At 67.6% G+C, this 23,114-nt stretch carries 18 protein-coding genes; 16 read left to right on the forward strand and 2 right to left on the reverse strand.

What is annotated here, in order from left to right:
- Positions 1 to 11 precede the first annotated feature (11 nt).
- From rsmH to lpxC, 13 genes are all read left to right on the forward strand, one after another.
- On the forward strand, positions 12 to 953 hold the full coding sequence (gene rsmH, locus ACZ9YD_RS16725) for a 16S rRNA (cytosine(1402)-N(4))-methyltransferase RsmH (protein ID WP_465076400.1): 942 nt from the start codon (positions 12 to 14) through the stop codon (positions 951 to 953).
- On the forward strand, positions 950 to 1,219 hold the full coding sequence (ftsL, locus tag ACZ9YD_RS16730) for a cell division protein FtsL (protein ID WP_425491041.1): 270 nt from the start codon (positions 950 to 952) through the stop codon (positions 1,217 to 1,219). The genes rsmH and ftsL overlap by 4 nt, the downstream gene beginning before the upstream one ends.
- A complete protein-coding gene (locus ACZ9YD_RS16735; RefSeq protein ID WP_465076401.1) occupies positions 1,216 to 3,132 on the forward strand; it encodes a peptidoglycan D,D-transpeptidase FtsI family protein in 1,917 nt (638 codons plus the stop codon). The genes ftsL and ACZ9YD_RS16735 overlap by 4 nt, the downstream gene beginning before the upstream one ends.
- Positions 3,129 to 4,619 (forward strand): UDP-N-acetylmuramoyl-L-alanyl-D-glutamate--2,6-diaminopimelate ligase, encoded by a 1,491-nt coding sequence (locus tag ACZ9YD_RS16740; protein ID WP_465076402.1) that lies wholly within the window; start codon positions 3,129 to 3,131, stop codon positions 4,617 to 4,619. The genes ACZ9YD_RS16735 and ACZ9YD_RS16740 overlap by 4 nt, the downstream gene beginning before the upstream one ends.
- Positions 4,616 to 5,998, forward strand: coding sequence for a UDP-N-acetylmuramoyl-tripeptide--D-alanyl-D-alanine ligase (locus ACZ9YD_RS16745; protein ID WP_465076403.1), 1,383 nt, complete (start codon positions 4,616 to 4,618; stop codon positions 5,996 to 5,998). The genes ACZ9YD_RS16740 and ACZ9YD_RS16745 overlap by 4 nt, the downstream gene beginning before the upstream one ends.
- A complete protein-coding gene (mraY, locus tag ACZ9YD_RS16750; protein ID WP_465076404.1) occupies positions 5,988 to 7,073 on the forward strand; it encodes a phospho-N-acetylmuramoyl-pentapeptide-transferase in 1,086 nt (361 codons plus the stop codon). The genes ACZ9YD_RS16745 and mraY overlap by 11 nt, the downstream gene beginning before the upstream one ends.
- Positions 7,073 to 8,413, forward strand: a complete 1,341-nt coding sequence (gene ftsW / locus ACZ9YD_RS16755) for a putative lipid II flippase FtsW (RefSeq protein ID WP_465076405.1) — start codon at positions 7,073 to 7,075, stop codon at positions 8,411 to 8,413. Before mraY ends, ftsW begins: the two co-directional genes overlap by 1 nt.
- The gene (gene murC, locus ACZ9YD_RS16760) at positions 8,410 to 9,864 is read left to right on the forward strand and encodes a UDP-N-acetylmuramate--L-alanine ligase (RefSeq protein WP_465076407.1); all 1,455 of its coding nucleotides are present in this window, start codon (positions 8,410 to 8,412) and stop codon (positions 9,862 to 9,864) included. The genes ftsW and murC overlap by 4 nt, the downstream gene beginning before the upstream one ends.
- Positions 9,861 to 10,835 (forward strand): D-alanine--D-alanine ligase, encoded by a 975-nt coding sequence (locus ACZ9YD_RS16765; protein ID WP_465076408.1) that lies wholly within the window; start codon positions 9,861 to 9,863, stop codon positions 10,833 to 10,835. The genes murC and ACZ9YD_RS16765 overlap by 4 nt, the downstream gene beginning before the upstream one ends.
- Entirely contained in the window at positions 10,832 to 11,659 is an 828-nt protein-coding gene (locus tag ACZ9YD_RS16770; protein WP_465076409.1) for a cell division protein FtsQ/DivIB, read from the forward strand. Before ACZ9YD_RS16765 ends, ACZ9YD_RS16770 begins: the two co-directional genes overlap by 4 nt.
- On the forward strand, positions 11,656 to 12,891 hold the full coding sequence (gene ftsA, locus ACZ9YD_RS16775) for a cell division protein FtsA (RefSeq protein ID WP_232134303.1): 1,236 nt from the start codon (positions 11,656 to 11,658) through the stop codon (positions 12,889 to 12,891). Before ACZ9YD_RS16770 ends, ftsA begins: the two co-directional genes overlap by 4 nt.
- A 136-nt stretch (positions 12,892 to 13,027) precedes the next feature.
- Positions 13,028 to 14,311 (forward strand): cell division protein FtsZ, encoded by a 1,284-nt coding sequence (ftsZ, locus tag ACZ9YD_RS16780; protein ID WP_465076410.1) that lies wholly within the window; start codon positions 13,028 to 13,030, stop codon positions 14,309 to 14,311.
- A gap of 445 nt (positions 14,312 to 14,756) precedes the next feature.
- The gene (lpxC, locus tag ACZ9YD_RS16785) at positions 14,757 to 15,665 is read left to right on the forward strand and encodes a UDP-3-O-acyl-N-acetylglucosamine deacetylase (RefSeq protein ID WP_465076411.1); all 909 of its coding nucleotides are present in this window, start codon (positions 14,757 to 14,759) and stop codon (positions 15,663 to 15,665) included.
- 373 nt (positions 15,666 to 16,038) lie between these two features.
- Here lpxC and ACZ9YD_RS16790 read toward each other — a convergent pair whose 3' ends face one another.
- Complete coding sequence (locus tag ACZ9YD_RS16790) at positions 16,039 to 16,506, reverse strand: DciA family protein (protein WP_465076412.1); 468 nt, start codon at positions 16,504 to 16,506, stop codon at positions 16,039 to 16,041.
- Positions 16,507 to 16,514: 8 nt separating this feature from the next.
- On the opposite strand from ACZ9YD_RS16790, the gene ACZ9YD_RS16795 reads away from it, so the two are divergent.
- The 3 genes from ACZ9YD_RS16795 to ACZ9YD_RS16805 all read left to right on the forward strand — a co-directional run bounded on the left by ACZ9YD_RS16795 (position 16,515) and on the right by ACZ9YD_RS16805 (position 21,880).
- A complete protein-coding gene (locus ACZ9YD_RS16795; protein ID WP_465076413.1) occupies positions 16,515 to 17,426 on the forward strand; it encodes a M23 family metallopeptidase in 912 nt (303 codons plus the stop codon).
- Positions 17,427 to 17,797: 371 nt separating this feature from the next.
- Positions 17,798 to 20,551 (forward strand): preprotein translocase subunit SecA, encoded by a 2,754-nt coding sequence (gene secA, locus ACZ9YD_RS16800; protein ID WP_465076414.1) that lies wholly within the window; start codon positions 17,798 to 17,800, stop codon positions 20,549 to 20,551.
- Positions 20,552 to 20,932: 381 nt separating this feature from the next.
- Complete coding sequence (locus tag ACZ9YD_RS16805; RefSeq protein WP_465076415.1) at positions 20,933 to 21,880, forward strand: Nudix family hydrolase; 948 nt, start codon at positions 20,933 to 20,935, stop codon at positions 21,878 to 21,880.
- Between the two features lie 609 nt (positions 21,881 to 22,489).
- On the opposite strand, the gene coaE is transcribed toward ACZ9YD_RS16805, so the two are convergent.
- Complete coding sequence (coaE, locus tag ACZ9YD_RS16810; RefSeq protein ID WP_465076416.1) at positions 22,490 to 23,104, reverse strand: dephospho-CoA kinase; 615 nt, start codon at positions 23,102 to 23,104, stop codon at positions 22,490 to 22,492.
- Positions 23,105 to 23,114 lie beyond the last annotated feature (10 nt).

Below are 23,114 nucleotides of genomic sequence, written 5' to 3' on the forward strand. Positions count from 1 at the left end.
GTACGGATGCGATGTCCGGCCACCTCCCGGTGTTGTACGCGCAGGTGCTCGACGGCCTGCACGTGCGCCCGGATGGCCGCTACCTCGATGGCACCTTCGGTCGCGGCGGCCATGCCGCCGGTGTGCTCGCGCAGTTGGGCGCCGACGGCCGCCTGCTGGTGATGGACAAGGATCCCGACGCGATAGCGGTCGCCGAAGCCCGCTTCGGCGACGACCCGCGGGTGTCGATCTTTCGTGGCAGCTTCATCGAACTCACCCGCTGGAGCGATGTCACCGAAGCGCCGCTCGATGGCGTGCTGTTCGATCTGGGTGTGTCCTCGCCGCAGCTCGACGTCGCCGAGCGCGGTTTCAGCTTCGGCAAGGACGGTCCCCTCGACATGCGCATGGATCCGGACGCGGACGAAAGTGCCGCGGAATGGATCGCGCGCGCCGACGAGGCCGCGATCGCCGACGTGCTGTGGACCTACGGCGAGGAGCGCATGAGCCGCCGCATCGCGCGAGCGATCGTCGCGCGTCGCGCCGAGACGCCGTTCCTGCGCACCGCCGACCTGGCTGCGGTGATCGGCGCCAACGTGCCGCGCGGCAAGTCCAAGCCGGGCCAGAAGGAAACGAATCCGGCGACGCGTTCGTTTCAGGCGATCCGCATCCACATCAACCGCGAACTGGCCGATCTCGAAACCGGTCTCGATGCCGCGCTCGCGGCGCTGCGTCCCGGCGGCCGTCTCGCGGTGATCAGCTTCCACTCGCTGGAAGACCGCATCGTCAAGCGCTTCATCGCCGGTCACGCGAAGGCGCCGGCCGGCAACCGCCGTCTGCCCGAAGCCGCACCGTTCGTGCCGCGCCTGCGCATCGTCGCCGACGCGACCAAGGCCGATGAGACCGAACTGCGCGCCAACCCGCGCGCCCGCAGCGCGGTGCTGCGCGTGGGCGAGAAGCTGGAGGCGGCGGCATGAAGCTGCGCCATCTCGTCGTCGCGATCCTGCTCGCCGCCAACGTGATCACTGCGATCGGCGTGGTGCACGCGCGCCATGACTACCGCCAGCTCTACATCGACCTGACCCGTCTGGAGCGCGCGCGCGACGAACTCAACATCGACTTCGGCCGTCTGCAGCTCGAACAGGCGACGTGGGCGATGAGCAATCGCGTCGACCAGGTCGCGCGTGAGCGTCTGGGCATGCGCTTCCCCGAGACGGCCGAAATCGTCGTGGTGCGCCCATGAACTTCCGCAAGTTCATCAAGACCGGCGACGGCCACGCCAAGAAGCCGCGCAAGCGCGCGCAGTTCGATCTGCGCCTGCGCCTGACGCTGGTCGCCGGTGCGCTGGGTCTGGGCGCGGTGGCGCTGGTCGGCCGCGCGGTGGATCTGCAACTGATCGACAACGCCTTCTATCAGCAGAAGGCCGATGCGCGCTTCCGCCGCGAAGTGCCGATTCCGGCCTCGCGCGGGATGATCACCGACCGCAACGGCGAGCCCTTGGCGATCTCTTCGCCGGTCGAGTCGCTGTGGGCGAATCCGCAGGAACTGAGCAAGCATCCCGATCGTCTGCCCGAACTGGCGCAGGCCACCGGTCTGCCGCTCGAGGAACTGTCGCGCGCGGTGTCGCAGCGCGCCGACAAGGAATTCATGTACATCCCGCGCCACCGCCGGATCAGCCCGGTGGCGGCGAAGCGCGTGCTGGATCTCGGCGTGCCGGGCGTGTTCTCGCAGCGCGAATACCGCCGGTTCTATCCGCAGGGCGAAGCGGTTTCGCACGTGCTGGGATTCACCAACATCGACGACAACGGCCAGGAAGGCGTGGAACTCGCGTTCGACGAATGGCTGGCCGGTGTGCCGGGCGCGCAGAACGTGATCCGTGATCGGCACGGCCGCATCGTCGAACACGTGAGCCTGGTGCGCGCCGCTGAGCCGGGCAAGGATCTGGTGCTGAGCATCGATCGCCGCATCCAGTTCCTCGCCCATCGCGAACTGCGCCGCGCGCTGGAAGAGACCGGCGCGGTGGCGGGTTCGATCGTCGTGCTGGAAGTGGCGACCGGCGAAGTGCTGGCGATGGCCAACCTGCCGACCTACAACAACAACCGCGTCACCGGCGAAAACCGCGACGCGCACCGCAACCGCGCGGTCACCGATCTGCTCGAGCCCGGCTCGACGATGAAGCCGATCACCGTCGCCGCGGCGCTGGAGAAGGGCGTCATCTCGCCGAACAGCACGTTCAACACCAGCCCGGGCTGGATTGCGAACGGCCGCTTCCGTACCAGCGATTTCCGCAACTACGGTGTGCTCGACACGACCGGCATCATCACCAAGAGCTCGAACGTCGGCTCGGCGATGATCGTGCACAAGCTTGAAAACCAGTACTTCTACGATTTCGTGCGCAGCTTCGGCTACGGCCAAAGCACCGGTAGCGGGTTTCCGGGCGAAGCCGCCGGCCTGTTCCCGGATCCGTCGCGCTGGAGCGGCACGAGCAAGCAGGGCATGTCCTACGGCTACGGCCTGTCGGTCACGCCGATGCAGATCGCGCACGCGTACGCCACGCTCGGCAACCACGGCCGTTCGATCACACCGACCTTCGTCAAGGGACAAGCCGGCGAATCGCACCAGGTGGTGTCGGCTGCGGTTGCCGACGAAGTGGTGCGCATGATGCAGACCGTCACCGAGCCCGGCGGTACCGGCACGCGTGCGGCGATTCTCGGCTATCACGTCGCCGGCAAGTCCGGCACCGCGCGCAAGGCCAGCGGCGGCGGCTATGCGCGGCGCTACCTCGCATTCTTCGCCGGCCTGGTGCCGGTGGAGAACCCGCGCTTCGCGATGGCTGTGGTCATCGACGAGCCGGACGCGTCGAAGGGCGGTTCCACCTACGGCGGCGGTTACGTGTCCGCGCCGGTATTCCAGCGGGTCATGGACGGTGCGCTGCGCCTGATGGACGTGCCGCCGGACGATATCGACACATGGCTGGCCGCGCAGGCCACGGCCGATGCCAAGCGTGCGCGTGAGCAGGGCCACGCTGCGCCAGTCGCGCCCGCGTCCACGGCACCCGCGCCGACGACGCCCGTGCGCGCGCCAGTCGCCCCCGTGGCCGCATCGACGACGCGCGTGCCGGTGGCTGCGGCGCATGTCGCCGGAGGTCAGCGATGAGCCGCGCGATGGCCCTTAACGCATTGCTGCCCGACGTCGCTGCGGTGCCGGCCGACACGGTGATCACCGGTCTGGTGCAGGACAGCCGCGCGATCCGTCCGGGCGATGCCTTCGTCGCCATCGGCGGCTTCGGCACGCACGGCCTGCATTTCACCGACATCGCGCGCGCCGCCGGCGCCAGCGCGATCCTGTTCGAGCCGCCGGTGCCGGCTGAGATTCCGTCGCTGCCGGCCGATGCGATCGCCGTCGCCGGCCTGCGTGCGCGCATGGGTGCAATGGCTGATGCATTCCACGGTCAGCCCTCGCACGCGATGACGATGGTCGGCGTGACCGGCACCAGCGGCAAGACCTCGACGGTGCAGCTGCTCGCGCAGGCCTTCGAGGCCATCGGCACGCGCGCCGGCACCATCGGCACGCTCGGCGCCGGCCTGCATGGCGCGGTCGAGCCGACCGGCTTCACGACGCCACTGGTGCTGCAGACGCATACGCTGCTCGCGCAGCTGCGCGACGCCGGCGCAGCCGCGGTGGCGATGGAAGTCAGCTCGCACGCGCTCGACCAAGGCCGCGTCGACGCGGTGCATTACGACATCGCGGTGTTCACCAATCTCACCCGCGACCATCTCGACTACCACGGCGACATGGCCGGCTACGGCGCGGCGAAGGCCAAGCTGTTCGTGCGTGAAGGCCTCAAGGCCGCCGTGATCAACATCGACGACGCCTTCGGCGCGACGCTGCCCGCGCAGCTCGCCGACAGCGTCCGTGCGATCACCATCAGCGCCGCCGGCAATACCGCCGCCGACATCGCCGCGCACGACATCGCGCTCGACGACCGCGGCATCGCCTTCACGCTGCGCATCGACGGCCAGTCGCTGCCCGTGCGCGCGGCGCTGCTCGGCCGCTTCAATGTCGACAACCTGCTGGTCGTCGCCGGCGTGCTGCGCGCGCTGGCGTACGCGCCTGCGGACATCGTGCGCGTGCTCGCCGGTCTGCAGCCGATTGCCGGCCGCATGAACCGCCTCGGTGGCGGCGACACGCAGCCGCTGGTCGTCGTCGACTACTCGCACAAGCCCGATCCGCTGCAGCAGGCCTTGCAGTCGCTGCGCGGCCATCTGCGCGGCGAACTGGTCTGCGTGTTCGGCTGCGGCGGCGAGCGCGACACCGGCAAGCGTCCGCAGATGGCGGCGATCGCCGAGGCGAATGCCGACCGCGTGATCGTCACCGATGACAACCCGCGCGGCGAGAACGGCGATGCGATCGTCGCCGACATCATGGCCGGCTTCGCAAAGCCCCACGCCGTCACGATCGAGCGCGACCGTCGTCGCGCAATCGAGCGTGCGATCGGCGAAGCGAAGCCGGGCGACATCGTGCTGATCGCCGGCAAGGGCCACGAGCCCTACCAGGAGATCGACGGCGTGCAGCATGCGTTCGACGACCGCGTCGTCGCACAGGCCGCGCTCGATGCACGTGATGCGGAGGCGCGGTCATGAATCCGTTGTCGCTCGCCCGCATCGCACAGCTGGTCAACGGTCGTCTGCACGGCGTCGACAGCGATTTTCCGATCGATGCCGTCGCCACCGATACCCGCAAGCTCGACGCGGCCGAAGTGCATGCGCTGCTGTTCGTCGCGCTGAAGGGCGACACCTTCGACGGGCACGATCACGTCGCTGATGCCGCCTCCCGCGGCGCGCGTGCGGCACTGGTCGCGCGTCCGCTCGACATCGCGTTGCCGCAGATCGTCGTCGGCGATCCGCAGCTCGCGCTCGGTGCGCTGGCGACCGCGGTGCAGCGCGCACGCGCCGCGACGGTCGTGGCGATCACCGGCAGCAACGGCAAGACCAGCGTCAAGCAGCTGGTCGCCGCAATCCTGTCGCGTCACGCACCCACCAGCTTCAACCCGGGCAATTTCAACAACGAGATCGGCCTGCCGCTGGCGGTGCTCGATGCACCGGAAGACGCGGTCTTCGCGATCTACGAGATGGGCGCCGGCAAGCCGGGCGACATCGCGTATCTGACCGCGATCGCGCAACCGCGCATCGCACTGGTCAACAACATCGCGCCGGCGCACATGGAACGCATGGGCAGCCTGCTCGGTATCGCCGATACAAAGGCCGCGATCTACGACGCGCTGCCGGCCGACGGCACCGCGATCATCAATGTCGACGATGCGTTCGCACCGTATTTCGCGGAGCGTGCCCACGGCCGTCGCCTGCTGCGTTTCGGCATCGAGGCCACCGCCGACGTGTCCGCGCGCGACGTGCGCCTCGACGATACCGGTGCGCGCTTCCGTCTGCTCACGCCCGCGGGCGAGGCCGACGTCACGCTGCCGTTGCCCGGTCGCCACAACGTGCGCAACGCGCTCGCCGCGACGGCCATCGCGCTCGCCGCCGGCGTGCCGCTGGCCACGATCGTCGTCGCGCTCGGCAGCGCCGAAGCGGTCGCTGGCCGTCTGGTCCGCTACACGCTGGCCGACGGCGCGGTGCTGATCGACGACAGCTACAACGCCAATCCCGGCTCGCTCAATGCCGCCATCGACACGCTCGCCGCCGTCGGCGGTGATCGCTGGCTGGTGCTGGGCGACATGCGCGAACTCGGCAGCGACGGCGCGGCGATGCACGCCCAGGCCGGCGTGCGCGCGAAGTCCGCCGGCATCGCGCGGCTGTATGCGCTGGGCGCACTGAGCGCGGCCGCGGCCGATGCCTTCGGCGACGGTGCGCACCGATTCGATACCCACGAAGCGCTGATCGAAGCGCTGCGGGCCGACCTGCACGCCGATGCGCGCGTGCTGGTCAAGGGCTCGCGCGGCAGTGCGATGGACCGAGTGGTCACCGCGCTGCGCACTACTGAAGGAACCGGACATGCTGCTTGAACTCGCCCGCTGGCTGCAGGGTCTGGAAGACTTCTTCAAGCTGTTCGAGTACCTGACGTTCCGCGGCATTCTCGCGGCGCTGACCTCGCTGCTGCTGTCGCTGTGGCTGGGCCCGGCGGTGATCCGCAAGCTTGCCCAGTTCAAGGGTGGCCAGCCGATCCGTCGGGACGGCCCGCAGACGCATTTCTCCAAGGCCGGCACGCCCACGATGGGCGGCGCGCTGATCCTGCTGACGATCTTCCTGTCCGTGCTGATGTGGGGCGACCTGCGCAACAGGTATGTCTGGGTCGTGATGGGCGTGATGGTCGCCTTCGGCGCGATCGGCTGGTACGACGACTGGATCAAGATCGTCAAGCGTGATCCCAACGGTCTGAAGTCGCGCTGGAAGTACCTGCTGCAGTCGATCTTCGGGCTCGCCGCTGGGCTGTATCTGTATCTCTATGCCGACGTCGCCGCGGCGACGACGTTCTACGTGCCGCTGTTCAAGTCGATCGCGCTGCCGCTGGCCGGCATCAGCTTCGTCGCGATCGCCTACTTCTGGATCGTCGGCTTCTCGAACGCGGTGAACCTGACCGATGGTCTCGACGGCCTGGCAATCATGCCGACCGTGCTGGTCGCCTGCGGCCTGGGTGTCTTCGCCTACGCCTCGGGCAACGCGGTGTTCTCGAACTACCTGCAGATTCCGCAGGTGCCGGGCGCAGGTGAACTCGTGATCATCTGCGCGGCGATCGCCGGGGCGGGCCTCGGGTTCCTGTGGTTCAACACGTATCCCGCCATGGTCTTCATGGGCGACATCGGTGCGCTGGCGCTCGGCGCCGTGCTCGGCACGATGGCGGTGATCGTGCGCCAGGAACTGGTGCTGGTGATCATGGGCGGCATCTTCGTCATCGAAACGCTGTCGGTGATGATCCAGGTCGCCAGCTTCAAGCTGACCGGCAAGCGCGTGTTCCGCATGGCGCCGATCCACCACCACTTCGAACTCAAGGGCTGGCCCGAGCCGCGTGTGATCGTGCGCTTCTGGATCATCTCGGTGATCCTGGTGCTGGTCGGCCTCGCCACGTTGAAGGTGCGCTGATGGCCCGCACCTACGACCAGATGCCCCACGACGGCGCCGGCGCCCGCCAGGCGACGCGGATCGACGACATCGTCGGTCGCTTCGATCCGTGGCTGGTCGGCATCATCGTGTCGATCGCGACGCTCGGCGTGATCATGGTCGCGTCGAGCTCGATCGCGATCGGCGAAGACATGCGCGTTGGCCGCTACTACTTCCTGACGCGCCATCTGATGTTCCTCGCGCTCGGCCTCGGCCTCGCGCTTGCAGTGATGCGCACCGAACTCAAGACGATCGAAAAGTACGACCGGTTCGTGCTGCTGGGCTGCTTCGGCCTGTTGCTGCTGGTGTTCGTGCCCGGCCTCGGCCGCTCGGTCAACGGCGCCCATCGCTGGATCAACCTGGGCATCTCCAACTTCCAGGTGGTCGAGGCGGTCAAGGTCATCTACATCGTGTGGCTGGCGAGCTATCTGGTGCGCTTCCGCGACGAGGTCAACGCGACCTGGCCGGCAATGCTCAAGCCGCTCGGCGTCGCCGTCGCGCTGGTTGCGCTGTTGCTGCTGCAACCCGACTTCGGTCACGCCTCGCTGATTCTCGCGGTGACCGCCGGCATGCTGGTGCTCGGCGGCGTACACATGCCGCGCATGGCCGCGCCGGTCGTCATCGGGCTGCCGATCTTCGCCTTCATCGCAATTCTCGAGCCGTATCGCGTGCGTCGTCTGACCTCGTTCCTCGATCCGTGGGCCGACCAGCTCGGCGCCGGCTATCAGCTCAGCAACGCGTTGATGGCGGTGGGCCGCGGCGAGTTCACCGGCGTGGGTCTCGGCGCATCGGTGCAGAAGCTGTCGTACCTGCCCGAGGCGCACACCGACTTCATCTTCTCGGTGCTGGCCGAAGAACTCGGCTTCATCGGCGTGTGCCTGGTGATCGGCCTGTTTGTCGCGCTGGTCGGCCGTGCGTTCTGGGTCGGCCTGAAGTGCGTCGAGATGCGCCGCCACTTCGCCGGCTACTGCGCGTTCGGCGTGGCGCTGATGATCGGTCTGCAGAGCATGGTGTCGATCGGCGTGAATCTCGGCCTGCTGCCGACCAAGGGTCTGACGTTGCCGCTGGTGTCTTCGGGCGGTTCCAGCGTGATGATGACCTGTGTCGCGATGGGCCTGTTGCTGCGCGTCTCCTACGAACTCGACCGCGCCCAGCGCCAGGTCGCCCGGTTGCGCGGCGATGCCGTAGCGCCTGCGCCGGCCGGCCCGGTTACCCCCACTACCCAGCCCCCGCTGCCCGTGCAGTCGGCGTCGCTGTCGCGCGGCACCAGCCGCCTGCAGCAGCGCGTCGAGCCGAGCTTCGGCGGCAGGAGCCAAGCATGATCCGTCGTCTCCACCAGACCCGCGGCCTGTCGAAGGAAGACTTCGCCAAGGTGTTCTCGCGCGTGCATTTCGTCGGCATCGGCGGCATCGGCATGAGCGGCATCGCCGAAGTGCTGTGCACGCTGGGCTACAAGGTGTCGGGCTCCGACACTGCCGACAGCGCGACCACGCGTCGCCTCACGCGCCTCGGCGCGACGGTGCATCGCGGCCACGCCGCGGCGAATGTGCTGGGCACCGATTGCGTGGTCGTGTCGAGCGCGATCCGCCACGACAATCCCGAACTGATGGAAGCGCGCGCGCAGCGCATTCCGGTGGTGCCGCGCGCGGAGATGCTCGCCGAGCTGATGCGCTTCCGCCGCAGCATCGCGGTGGCCGGCACGCACGGCAAGACGACGACGACGTCGCTGACCGCGAGCGTGCTCGCCGAAGGCGGCCTCGATCCGACCTTCGTCGTCGGTGGCCAGCTGCTGGCCGCGGGCGCGAACGCGCGGCTGGGCAGCGGCGACTGGCTGGTGGCGGAGGCCGACGAGAGCGACGGCAGCTTCCTGCGTCTGAATCCGCTGATCGCGATCGTCACCAACATCGACGCCGATCACCTGGAAAACTACGGCGGCGACTTCGCCCGTGTACAGGCCGCGTTCCACGAATTCCTGCACCGCCTGCCGTTCTACGGCCTTGCGGTGCTGTGCATCGATGACGCCGAGGTCGCGCGTCTCGCGTCGGAGACGCCGCGTCACGTGATGACCTACGGCCTGTCGGAAGACGCCGACGTGCGCGCCGAGGACATCGGCCAGGACGGCGCGGCGATGACGTTCACGCTGTGCCTGCCCGAGAACACCCGCGTGCGCGCGCGTCTCGCGCTGCCCGGCCGCCACAACGTACTCAACGCACTTGCCGCCGCGGCCGTGGGTTGGCAGCTCGGTGTCGCGCCGGAAGCGATCGTCGCCGCGCTCGGCCGTTTCGAAGGCATCGGCCGCCGCTTCAATCTGCTCGGCGAACTGGTCACCCCGACCGGCGCACGCGTGCAGTTGGTTGACGACTACGGCCATCACCCGAAGGAACTCGCCGCGGTGTTCGAAGCCGCACGCGGTGGCTGGAGTGATCGTCGCCTCGTCGTTGCGTTCCAGCCGCATCGCTACAGCCGCACGCGCGACCTGTTCGATGATTTCGCCGGCGTGCTGTCGGATGTCGACGCGCTGGTGCTGACCGAGGTCTATCCGGCCGGCGAAGCGCCGATCGCCGGCGCGGACGCGAAAGCACTGGCGCGTGCGATCCGTGCGCGCGGCCGCATCGATCCCGTCGTCGTCAACGGCGCCGACGAACTCGCCGGCGTGCTGCCCGACATCCTGCAGGATGGCGATCTGCTGCTGATGATGGGCGCGGGCGACATCGGCGCGGCCGTGCAGCAGTTGGCGCAGTCCGGCTTCCAGACAACGGAGGCCGCGCGATGAGCCTGACGCTGTCGCCGCCGCGCTTCACCGATCCGGCCGTGTTCGGTCGCGTCGCCGTTCTGCTCGGCGGCCCGGGTTCCGAGCGCGAAGTCTCGCTGCAGTCGGGGCAGGGCGTGCTCGATGCGCTGCGCTCGCGCGGCGTCGATGCGCATGCCGTCGACGGCGTGCCCGCACTGGCGAAGGCGATCGTCGCCGGTGAGTTCGACCGCGTGTTCAACATCCTGCACGGCGGCGATGGCGAGAACGGCGTGGTGCAGGGTCTGTGTGATGCGTTCGCGATTCCCTATACCGGTTCGCGCGTGCTGGGTTCGGCGCTGACCATGGACAAGATCCGCACCAAGCAGGTGTGGATGAGCCTCGATCTGCCGACGCCGCGCTACCGTCGCCTGCAGCCGGGCGACGACGTGCACGCCGCTGCGCGCGAGATCGGTCTGCCGGTGATCATCAAGCCGTCGAAAGAAGGTTCGAGCGTCGGCATCAGCCGCGTGTTCGAAGACGCCGATCTGGACGCGGCGGTGGAACTCGCCGCGCGCTATCCCGGCGAACTGCTGATGGAACAGATGGTCGAGGGCGACGAACTCACCGTCGCGGTGATCGAAGACGTCGAAGGCCCGCGCGCGCTGCCGTCGATCCGCATCGTGCCCAAGGGCGCCTGGTACGACTACGACGCCAAGTACGTGTCCGACGACACCCAGTATCTGTGCCCGGGCCTGGACGGTGACGACGAGGCGCGCATCGGCGCGCTCGCCGTCGACGCGTTCGTATCGGCCGGCTGCAGCGGCTGGGGCCGCGTCGACGTGATGCGCGATCGCCGCACCGGCGCGCTGTTGCTGCTCGAGGTGAACACCGCGCCGGGCATGACCAGCCACTCGCTGGTGCCCAAGGCCGCGGCGAAGATCGGCATCGACTATCCGGCGCTGTGCTGGCGCGTACTCGAAGCGACCATTCCCTCGGAGGTGGCGCCGCGATGAACCAGGCGTTCGGCACGATGGCGCGGGTCCTGGCCTGGGCACTGGCGATTGCGCTGGTGGCCCTGCCGGTGGTCGCCGTCGTCAACGGCTGGATCGGCGCCGAGCGCTGGCCGCTGCGCGTGCTGCGCGTCAATGACGGCCTGGAGCAGGTCGACACCGCGCGTGTTCGCGCCGCGGTGCTGCCGCATGCGCAGCGCGGTTTCTTCGCCGTCGATCTCGGCGACGCGCAGCGCGATGTCGCGCGCGTGCCGTGGGTCGCGGGCGTCGAAGTACGCAAGACGTGGCCGGACGTGCTGGAAGTGCGCATCGCCGAACACGTGCCGTTCGCGCACTGGGGCGATGCACGTCTGTTGTCGACGCGCGGCCGGCTGTTCGCCGCCGAGGGCGTCGAGGCGCCGGCGGAGATGCCGCACTTCGAAGGTCCCGAGAACCGCATCGCCGACATCGTCGCGCTCTACAACGAATCCCGCGATTTGTTCGGCGGTGCCGGCGTGCAGGTCGAGCGTGTCGCGCTCGACGCGCGCGGCAGCTGGCAGCTGACGCTGTCGAGCGGCACCGAAGTCATCGTCGGCAGCCAGGAAGCGCGCCTGCGTCTCGCCCGGTTCGCGAGGATGCTGCCGCGTCTGACCACCGGCCGCGCCGAGCCGCTCGCGCGCGCCGACCTCCGCTACACCAACGGCTTCGCCCTCGTCTGGGCGCAGCCCGAAGCGGCCGAAGCCGCTGCCGCTGCAGGCGCCGCGGCGCCGGCTGGCGCACCTGCCAACCGCGTCGCGGTGGCTCCGATTTCCCACGCACTCCGCATCCAGAAGCACGGCCTCACATGAACCGCAAAGGCGACAAGACGCTCATCGTCGGACTCGACATCGGCACCTCGAAAGTGGTGGCGCTGGTCGGCGAGTATTCGCCGGGCAACCCGATCGAAGTCATCGGCATCGGCAGCCACGAATCGCGCGGGCTCAAGCGCGGCGTGGTCGTCGACATCGAATCGACGGTCCAGTCGATCCAGCGTGCAGTGGAAGAGGCCGAGCTGATGGCGGGCTGCGAGATCCGCTCGGTGTACGCGTCGATCTCCGGCAACCACGTGCAGTGCCGCAACTCGCCGGGCATCGTGCCGATCCGCGACAACGAAGTGACCTGGGCCGATCTCGATCGCGTGCTCGACGCCGCCAAGGCCGTCGCGATTCCGGCCGACCAGAAGATCTTGCATGCGATTCCGCGCGAGTACGTGCTCGACGATTCGCAGGAAGGCATCCGCAATCCGGTCGGCATGACCGGCGTGCGCCTCGAAGTGCATGCGCATCTCGTGGTGTGCGCGCAGTCGGCCGCCGCCAACATCAGCAAGTGCGTGCAGCGCTGCGGTCTGCAGATCGACGATCTGATCCTGTCGTCGCTGGCCTCGAGCACTGCTGTGCTGACCTCGGACGAGCGCGAGCTCGGCGTGGTGCTGGTCGACATGGGCGCGGGCACGACGGATCTGGCGGTGTTCGTGCAGGGCGCGATCTGCCACACGGCCTCGCTGCCGATCGCCGGCGACAAGGTCACCGAAGACATCGCGCACATGCTGCGCACGCCGACGCCGGAAGCCGAGCAGATCAAGGTCCGCTACGCCTGCGCGCTGGCGCAGCTGGCGACCAGCGAGGAATCGATCCAGGTGCCGAGCGTCGGCGATCGTCCGCCGCGTCGCCTGCCGCGCCAGTCGCTGGCGCAGGCGGTGCAGGCGCGCTACGAGGAGATCTTCGAGATGGTGCAGGCCGAACTGCGCCGCTCGGGCTTCGAGCAGCATGTCCGCGCCGGCATGGTGCTGACCGGTGGCGCTTCGAAGATGGAAGGCGTGGTCGAACTCGCCGAGGAAATGCTGCAGATGCCGGTGCGCGTGGGCATTCCGCAGCACGTCACGGGCCTGGGCGAAGTGGTCGGCAATCCGGTGCACGCCAGCGGCGTGGGCCTGCTGCTGATGGGCAGCCAGATCGAACACCCGCGGCGTCCGGTGGTTTCCGGCGGTCGCGCCGGCGGGTGGGTGAAAAAGATGTGGGCGCGGTTCAACGGCGAATTCTGATTCGCGCCAGTGCGAGATGCGGCGGGCAGGGCGACGGCGACAGACGCAAGTGCGGCAAGCGACACCTAAACCAATAGATGCCGGGAAGGACGTGGACACCACGCCGAACCCGGCCCAAACCCAGAGGACGACGGACATGGCACATTTCGAACTGGTCGAGAAGATGGCTCCAAACGCGGTGATCAAGGTCATCGGCGTCGGCGGCGGCGGCGGCAACGCGGTCGCCCACATGGTCAACAACAGCGTCGACGGCGTGGAGTTCATTACCGCCAACACCGACTCGCAGGCGATCAAGAACTGCGGCGCGAAGCTGCAGCTGCAGCTCGGCAGCAGCGTCACCAAGGGTCTGGGCGCAGGCGCCAACCCGGAAGTCGGCCGTCAGGCCGCACTCGAAGACCGCGAGATCATCATGGATGCGCTGCAGGGCGCGGACATGGTGTTCATCACCGCCGGCATGGGCGGCGGCACCGGCACCGGCGCAGCCCCGGTCGTCGCGCAGCTGGCTAAGGAGATGGGCATCCTGACCGTCGCCGTGGTCACCAAGCCGTTCCCGTTCGAAGGCCGTCGCCGCATGCAGGTCGCGCTCAAGGGCATCGAGGAGATGTCGGCGCATTGCGACTCGCTGATCACCATTCCCAACGAGAAGCTGATCACCGTCCTCGGCCGCAACGCCACGATGATCCAGGCCTTCCGCGCCGCCAACGACGTGCTGCTGGGCGCCGTGCAGGGCATCGCCGACCTGATCGTCCGTCCGGGCCTGATCAACGTCGACTTCGCCGACGTGCGCACCGTGATGTCGGAAATGGGCCTGGCGATGATGGGCACCGGCAACGCACGTGGCGACGACCGCGCGCAGGCCGCCGCCGAAGCCGCGATCCAGAACCCGCTGCTCGACGACGTCAACCTGGCCGGCGCCAACGGCATCCTGGTCAACATCACCGCCGGCGCGGACTTCACGATGGCCGAGTTCGACGAAGTCGGCCGCACCGTCGAGAACTTCGCCAGCGAAGACGCGACCATCGTCATCGGCACCGTGCTCGACCCCGACATGCAGGACGAAGTCCGCGTGACCGTGGTTGCCACCGGCCTCAACCGCGCCCCCGCGCGCGCCACCGGCTACAACGGCGACAGCGCCGGCCGCGGCAAGCCGCAGGTGCAGCTGATCAGCAACAACCAGCGTGGCGTCCGCGACGGCACGACCGGCATGCTGATCGAAGACGAGTCCGACGCCGTGGCCCCGTACAGCCCCGGTCACAGCATCGCGGCATCGCTGCGCGGCAACGGTGGCGGCGCGTCGGCGGCATCGCCGCTGCGCGGTGCGACCCGCGCCGAATCGTCGGACGCCCCGAAGGCGGCCGATTTCGGCAGCGACAGCAGCTACCTGGATATTCCCGCTTTCCTGCGTCGCCAGGCTGACTGATGCCGTCCTTGGCGCAGATCATCGGCTCCGGCAGGTCTGCCCGGCCATCCATGGCCGGGCGCGCGACGAAGCGCGAGGCAGTGCCTCGCAAGCGCTTCGTCTCGCTCTGCGTCGCCAGGCCGACTGATCCGCGTCGACCGCGGCAGTCCGTTGCGCGCGCACCGTTGACCGGTGCGCGGCGATGGCAGGCCGCTGCATGGCGGATCGTCCTCCCGCCATGATGTTTTGCCCGGCGTCGCGTTGTCCGCGCGGCGCCTTTGGGTCCACCGGGGTTTCCGGTGGACCGTTTTCTAGCGCTGTCGTGCGGATTTCCACATGCATCCAGCGTTTTGAAGCACCGCCTCGCTTTCGTTCAGGTTCAGGCGGTGCCGTGATAATCTGCCCCCCGGCTCCGATGACAGTCCCATGACGGACACGCGGAACCTTCCTCCCTGCGGACTCCCCCATGCCCCGCCAACGCACCATCAAGAACGTGATCCGCGCGACAGGCGTCGGCCTGCACAGTGGCGAGAAAGTGTTCCTGACCCTGCGTCCGGCAGCGCCCGACACCGGCATCGTGTTCCGCCGTGTCGACCTGGACCCCGTGGTCGAGATTCCCGCTGACGGCAACCTCGTCACCGAAACCACGTTGTGCACCGGCCTGAGCTGCGGCCCGGCCAACGTGCAGACCGTCGAACACCTGATGTCCGCGCTCGCGGGCCTGGGCGTCGACAACCTCTATATCGAACTGTCCGCGGCCGAAGTGCCGATCATGGACGGCTCGTCCGGTCCCTTCGTGTTCCTGCTGCAGTCGGCCGGCGTGGTGGAGCAGGACGCGCCCAAGCGCTTCATCCGCGTGCTGAAGCCGGTGGAAGTGCGCGAAGGCGACAAGATCGCGCGCTTCGAGCCCTACGACGGCTTCAAGCTCGACTTCACCATCGCCTTCGATCACCCGGCGATTCCGGTCGCGCAGTCGCGCGCCGAAGTGGAGTTTTCGACCGAGGCCTACATCCGCGAAGTCAGCCGCGCGCGCACGTTCGGTTTCATGCGTGATCTCGAATACATGCGCGAGCGCAACCTCGGCCTCGGCGGCTCGATGGACAATGCGATCGTGCTCGACGAGTTCCGCGTGCTCAACGACGACGGCCTGCGCTACGCCAATGAATTCGTGCGGCACAAGATCCTCGATGCGGTGGGCGACCTGTATCTCGCAGGTCATCCGATCCTCGGCCGCTTCGTCGGCTACAAGTCCGGTCACGCACTCAACAACAAGCTGGTGCGCGCATTGCTGGCTGAAGCGGATGCGTGGGAGAAGGTCAGCTTCGACCAGACCGCGCCTGCGCCCGTCGCTTACGGCACGCCTGCGATCGCCTGATCGCAAAGCGCGTCGTTCCGCGAACGCGTGGCTTTCGACGGACGCATAGAAGGTCATCCAGTGCTGTCTGGTTGCGGCGCCACGCTGCGTCGACACCTCGGTTTGATGCGGACAGGTTGCGGTCCATTGCAACGCGCAGGTATCCCGGATCCGGAAACGACGCGCCGCACTCATCTACGCGAACCGTCCATGAACTCCGGCAGCGGTTCGTCGGGATGGTTCAGCGCATGCCGCGTATCTAACTAAAATTTAACTTCAAATTTCTGAATATTTAATTTTCAGTTAACTTCCTGCCGTGTAACCGCCGGTAGGATGCCCGCTCCCCTTCACCCGACGTCCACGTCGATGACCAGGGGAGGACGGATCTCCTGACTCATCGCGTCCCGTTGTCGTCGTCATCTGGCGGTTGCAACGAGGCCAGCGCGGCTGCCACAGCCCTGCGGGCCACGGCGGACGGCGGTTTCGGACGTGCGCGGCCTGCATCGACCTCGGGTCGGAGCGGCCGGGTCGAGGTCCTGATCACGATGTCGCTGACATCCAGCCCGATGGACCGGGCGGCGTCGAGCAGCACATCGGCCGACAGGCGCAGCCTGGCGTGCCAGATGGGTGAATCGACGAGGAAGACCAGCCTGTTGCCATCGACATTGGCCAGCCGCGCATGCGGCGCCAGCGACGGAGGCAGCAGGGGAACGAGGCGGCGGTCCAACGCGTCGAGCCACATGGCCCGGCGGATCGGATCGGCCGACGCACCACCCAGTGCCGCATCCAGCGCGGCCGTCGGAGTCCCGCTACGGGATGCACCGATGCGGGGTGGCTTGGACCTGGACCTGAAATCAGACATTGGCACGCATGACTCTAGATTCGTTGTTGAATGATATGCGCGGCCGCGCTGCGCAGGTGGCCGTCAAGGCCCGCGCACTCGCGGCACGCAAGCCCCTTACTGTTGTGACCGCCGTTGCAATCGCGAGCCTGTGCGGCGGCGCCGCGCTCAATGCCGCCGAAGTCGCGCGCATGCATGGCGTGGCCTCGGCGAACGAACGCGGCATCGAGGACACCCGCCGCGATGCGCAGCGCGAGATCAACGCGCTGGCCGCCCGCATGGGCGAACTGCAGGCGCAGGCCAACCGGCTCAACGCCCTCGGCGACCGTCTGGCGCGTGGCGCGGGCCTCGAAGACGGCGAGTTCGATTTCGACCGCCCGGTCGGCCAGGGTGGTGCAGAACCGGCGCGTGACATGCCGGCGCACAGGTTGCTGAGCGGCATGGACGCGCTCGACGGCGATCTCGCCAGCTCCGGCCAGCAGCTGTCGGTGCTCGAGGCCCTGCTGTTCGACCGCCGCATCGAACGCAACGCGCTGCCGTCACGCTCGCCGGTCGCAAGCAGCTTCATGACCTCGGCCTATGGCTACCGCGCCGATCCGTTCGGTCGCGGCGGCCAGTTCCACAAGGGCATCGACTTCAACGCCCGCACCGGCGACCGCGTGATGACCGTCGCCGATGGCGTGGTCAGCTATTCGGGCGTCCGCAGTGGCTACGGCAACGTGGTCGAAGTGGACCACGGTAACGGCTATGTGACCCGCTACGCGCACAACTCACGCAACGTGGTGAAGGTGGGCGATCTGGTGCGCGTCGGCGACGAGATCGCCAAGGCCGGCTCCACCGGCCGCTCGACCGGCGCCCACGTGCATTTCGAAGTCTGGGAGAGCGGCCGCGTGCAGAACCCGCGCAAGTTCCTCGGCGACATGGGCGTCAGCCGGCAGTAAGGCTTACTCCTTCTCCCGCGTGCGGGGGAAGGCTGGGATGGGGGCGAACCTCCCGCTCGCAAGCGTGTGGGTATCGCACTTGATATGGCGCCTGATCACGCACTCCGGTCTGCGCTGATTGCCCCCACCCAACCCTCCCCCGCGTCGCAGGGGAGGGCTTCAGTCCGCCGGTGCAGGCGACATCTCGCTCGTCATGTCTTGTGCGCTCGACGTCAGTCGCGCACGAACTGCCAAGCGGTTGAAAACGCCGCTCTGCTCCCCAAGCTACAATGCGTGTTGCCATCGAGGGGCGCCCAGCGCCCTTTTTCTTGTGTGCGGATTCGGGGGAAACCGCCCCGGACCGCGTTCCGTCTCCAGAACCCGGACTTCCAATGCTCAATCGCCTGCTCACCAGCGTCTTCGGTAGCCGCAACGACCGTTTCGTCAAACAGCTCGAGAAGATCGTTGTGAAGATCAACGCGCTCGAGCCGCAGATGGAGGCGCTGTCGGACGCCGAATTGCAGGCCAAGACGCCCGAGTTCAAGGCACGTGTCGCCAACGGCGAGACGCTCGACAAGATCCTGCCCGAAGCCTTCGCGGTGTGCCGCGAGGCCAGCAAGCGCGTGCTGGGCATGCGGCCCTACGACGTGCAGCTGATCGGCGGCATGGTGCTGCACATGGGCAAGATCGCCGAGATGCGCACCGGTGAGGGCAAGACCCTCGTCGGCACGCTGCCGACCTACCTCAATGCGCTCGAGGGCAAGGGCGTCCACGTCATCACGGTCAACGATTACCTGGCGCGTCGCGACGCCGCGCAAATGGGCAAGCTCTACAACTGGCTGGGCCTGTCGGTCGGCGTGATCTGGCCGGGCATGCCGCACGGCGAAGCGAAGCGCGATGCATACCGCGCCGACATCACCTACGGCACCAACAACGAATTCGGCTTCGATTACCTGCGCGACAACATGGCGTTGTCGAAGGCCGATCGTTACCAGCGCACCCTCAACTACGCGATCATCGACGAGGTCGACTCGATCCTGATCGACGAAGCGCGCACGCCGCTGATCATCTCGGGCCCGGCCGACGATTCGCCGGAGCTCTATATCAAGGTCAACCGGATCGTGCCGTCGCTCGTGCGTCAGGAAACCGAAGACGGCGACGGCGACTTCTGGGTCGACGAGAAGGGCAAGCAGGTGCACCTGTCCGAGGCCGGCCAGGAACACGCGGAAGAACTGCTGCGCAAGGCCGGCATTCTTGAAGGCGACGACAGCCTCTACGCGCCGCAGAACATCCACGTCGTGCATCACCTCAATGCGGGCCTGCGCGCGCATGCGATCTACCAGCGCGACGACCACTACATCATCCGCGACGGCGAAGTCATCATCGTCGACGAATTCACCGGCCGTACGCTGCCGGGCCGCCGCTGGTCCGATGGTCTGCACCAGGCGGTCGAGGCGAAGGAAGGCGTGCCGGTGCAGCGCGAGAACCAGACGCTCGCCAGCATCACCTTCCAGAACCTGTTCCGCATGTACGGCAAGCTTTCGGGCATGACCGGCACCGCGGATACCGAGGCGTTCGAGTTCGAAAGCATCTATTCGCTCGAAGTCGTCGTGATTCCGACGCATCGCCCGATGATCCGCAAGGACGCACCCGATGCGGTGTTCCTCAACCGTCCGGGCAAGTACCGCGCGGTCGCGCGCGAAATCCAGGCCGCCAATGAGCGCGGCCAGCCGGTGCTGGTCGGCACCACGTCGATCGAGGTCTCGGAGCTGCTGTCCGAGCATCTGCGCAAGGAAGGCATCCACCACGAGGTGCTCAACGCCAAACAGCATGAGCGCGAGGCGCACATCATCGCGCAAGCCGGTCGTCCGGGCGCGGTCACCATCGCCACCAACATGGCCGGCCGTGGTACCGACATCGTGCTGGGCGGCTCGCTGGAATCCGAGCTGGCGCTGCTGGAAGAAGAGACCGGCGTGCCGGTGGACGAGTCGACGAAGGCGTCGCTGAAGGCCGAATGGCAGGTGCGCCACGACGCGGTCAAGGCCGCAGGCGGCCTGCACATCATCGGCACCGAGCGCCACGAATCGCGCCGTATCGACAACCAGTTGCGCGGCCGTTCGGGCCGTCAGGGCGATCCGGGTTCGAGCCGCTTCTACCTGTCGCTCGAAGACAATCTGATGCGCATCTTCGCCGCTGACTGGGTGCAGAAGGTCATGGCGCGCATGGGTCTGCAGGAAGACGACATCATCGAGTCGCCGCTGGTCACCAAGCAGATCGCGAACGCGCAGCGCAAGGTGGAAGCGCACAACTTCGACATCCGCAAGAACCTGCTCGACTTTGACGATGTCAACAACGACCAGCGCAAGGTGATCTACGGCCAGCGCGACGAGCTGCTGGACGCCGAAAGCATCAAGGACAATGTCGACGGCATCCGTGCCGACGTCGTCGCCGGCATCGTCGGCCGCTACGTGCCGCCGCAGTCGATCGACGAACAGTGGGACCTGCCGGGCCTGGAATCGGAGATCGATCGCGAGTTCAGCGTGCGCCTGCCGCTGACGGAGATGGCCAAGTCGAGCGATGAGCTCGATGCCGAGCAGATCACCGATCACGTGCAGCAGGAAGTCGATCGCCTGTTCGCCGAGAAGGAAGCCTCGCTGGGCGACGAGACAATGCGCATGTTGGAGAAGCACATCATGCTCAACGTGCTGGACCAGGGCTGGAAGGAGCATCTGGGCCGCATGGATTACCTGCGCCAGGGCATCCATCTACGCGGGTACGCGCAGAAGCAGCCGAAGCAGGAGTACAAGCGCGAAGCGTTCGAGCTGTTCTCCGAGATGCTGGACAAGGTCAAGCACGACGTCGTGACGATGCTGGCGCGCGTGCGCGTGCGCAGCGAAGACGAGATCGCCGCGCTGGAAGCCGAGGAGCGCCGCCAGATCGAGGCCAAGCTCAACCAGGCCCAGTTCCAGCACGCCGACGCCGGCGGTTACGGCGCGGACGAGGAAGCCGAAGACGTGCGCGCAGCCGCCGCGGCGCAGGGCGCGCAGGCGCCAATCGTCCGCGACGGCGACAAAGTCGGCCGCAACGATCCATGCCCCTGCGGCAGCGGCAAGAAGTTCAAGCACTGCCACGGGCAGCTGAGCTGAGTCGAAAAAAAACGCGAGGTCGAGTCGGGCACCTCTCCCTACGGGAGGGCCGACGCGCAACGCGCGTCGGGTGAGGGCCTGGCGATCCCCGGGTGTCATTCCCCCCGCCGCTCGCACGTATCCCAGCCTCTCTTCTAGAAGGAGAGGGGGTTTAACAGGGGTCGAAGCTCAGGGCGACGGAGCGGTCTTCCAGATCCGGGGTCGACGCGCAACGCGCGTCGGGTGAGGGATGGGCTCTCACGAGAAGGCCCTCATGCCTGCCCAGAGGGACGGGCGCTCGAGCCGCACCCGCGCAGCGAGTGCGAATCTGAACATCGCGACGGCTGGCAAACAGCCCGCACCCCGCCTAACCTAACTGCCCTCTCCGAATTCCCGAGCGGCATGAGCGAACGCGTCATCGAGGTCGTCGCCGGCGTCATCACCGACAAGCGTGGGCGGATCCTGTTGTCGCGTCGCACGCCCAATCGCGACATGCCCGGGCTTTGGGAATTTCCCGGCGGCAAACGTGAGTCAGGTGAAACGCCCGAGGCCGCGCTGATCCGCGAGTTGGACGAGGAACTCGGCATCCGCGTCACCGTCGGCCTGCCGCTGATGGTCGTGCCGCAGCAATACCCGAGCAAGCGCCTGCGACTCGACGTGCGCCATGTCACCCACTGGGAAGGCATGCCGAAAGGGCGCGAAGGGCAGGCGCTGGCCTGGGTCGCCCCCGATGCGCTGGGGCGCTACTCGATGCCGCCGGCGGACCTGCCTGTGGTGGCCGCTTTGCAGACGCCCGACCGCTATCTCGTCACGCCTCCGCCTGGTGACGACGACGCGCCTTGGCTGCAGGCGCTCGATGACGCATTGCGACGCGGTATCCGACGTCTCCAGCTGCGGCTGCCGGGTCTCGCGCCCGATCGACAGGCGGCATTGCTGCAACAGGCCGCGCTTCGATGCGGCAGGCGCGATGCGCAACTGCTGTTCAACGGCCCCGTTGACGCTGCGCTCGCGGCCGGCGTCGGCGTCCATCTGAAATCGTCCGGACTCCACGCGCTCGCCGAGCGTCCGGTCCCGGCGGGCACGCTGCTGGCTGCGTCTTGTCACACCGCCGAAGATCTGTCCCACGCTGCACGCCTGGGTTGCGACTTCGTCGTGCTCGGGCCGCTCGCCGAAACCGCAAGTCATCCCGGCGCGCCGGGCATCGGCTGGGACGCCTTTGCTCGCCTGCGCGAGACCACGGCCCTGCCGATCTACGCGATCGGTGGCATGACCCCCGACGACATTCCCGAGGCCCGCCGCCACGGCGCCCAGGGCATCGCGGCGATCCGGAGCCTGTGGTCGCCCGGTTAAGCCCGAAGCGCGCTGCGCTTTTCCTGGAGTGGATAGAGCGCAGCGAAACCCATCGCGCTTGTCCCGCATAGACGCGTGCGAATGTTGCCCGCTATCGCGCCCAGACCGGATGCCGTTTCGCCTGCAACTTCGCTACGCCCTAAGAACGCGGTTCGCAGCAGTTGCTTGAATGCCTCGCGAGCGTACGGGCGATGGCTGCGTCGCGATGACAGTCATTGATGCGCGCTGCGTCATGCGCCGACGACACACGTCGCGAATCGGCGAAGCTCAGCAAAGCCCGAGAGGGGTTGGGTAGGGCGGATGCGCGCGGTCAAGCCTGACCCGATCGACGGGGCACGCGCTTTCAAGGCCTGATCAGGCCTGTGTTTGTTTCCAGGAAAGCAGGTAGATCGTATCGGCAAGCTTCTCCGGAATCGAATGACGCGGATACAGACGTTCGCTTGTCATGCATCGCGTCGAGGCGATCATCTAGTCCGGCACAGACCGAATGCTGCGATGCGGTCTCGAGCATGGCTTCGAGCCAGCGATGGGTCGCTGCGATCTACCACGCAACAGAGGACAACGGACATCGCTGTGGCCGCGTCGTCGAATGGCCCCGGCCGCCAGATCTCACCAACCCGAAGCCGCCAGCCCGCGATACGTCTTGTCCAGCGCGCCTACCGCCGCATCCAGCGCCTCGAGCGTGCCGTCATTGACGATCACATCGTCCGCGACTGCCAGACGCGCGTCGCGCGTGACCTGCGCAGCCACCATCCGCTCAGCAAGCGTCTCGTCGATCCCGTCTCGCGCCAGCAGCCGTGCAAGCTGCAACTTGCGGGGCACATCGATCACCAGCACCCGATGCAGCCACGGATACGCCGCGCGTCCACCTTCGGCGAGCAGCGGAATCGCTGCGACCGCGTAGGGCCCGGCGGCCATCTCGCAGGCCGCGCGCAATGCTGCGCGCACGCGCGGGTGGATGATGGCTTCCAGACGTACGCGCGCTTCGGGATGTTCGAAAATCCGGCGCCGCATCGCCGCGCGATCGAGACTGCCGTCTTCCGCAAGCGCACCTGCACCAAACGCATCGACGACTGCCGCGAGCCCCGTGCTGCCCGGCGCAACCGCCTCGCGCGCTGCAAGATCGGCATCCGCGACCACAATGCCGCGTCGCTCGAACGACTGAGTCGCCGCGGTCTTGCCCGAGGCGATGCCGCCGGTCAGGCCGATGATCAACGCACTCATCGCGGAGCGG

The organism is Luteimonas sp. AC640a (assembly GCF_979256585.1).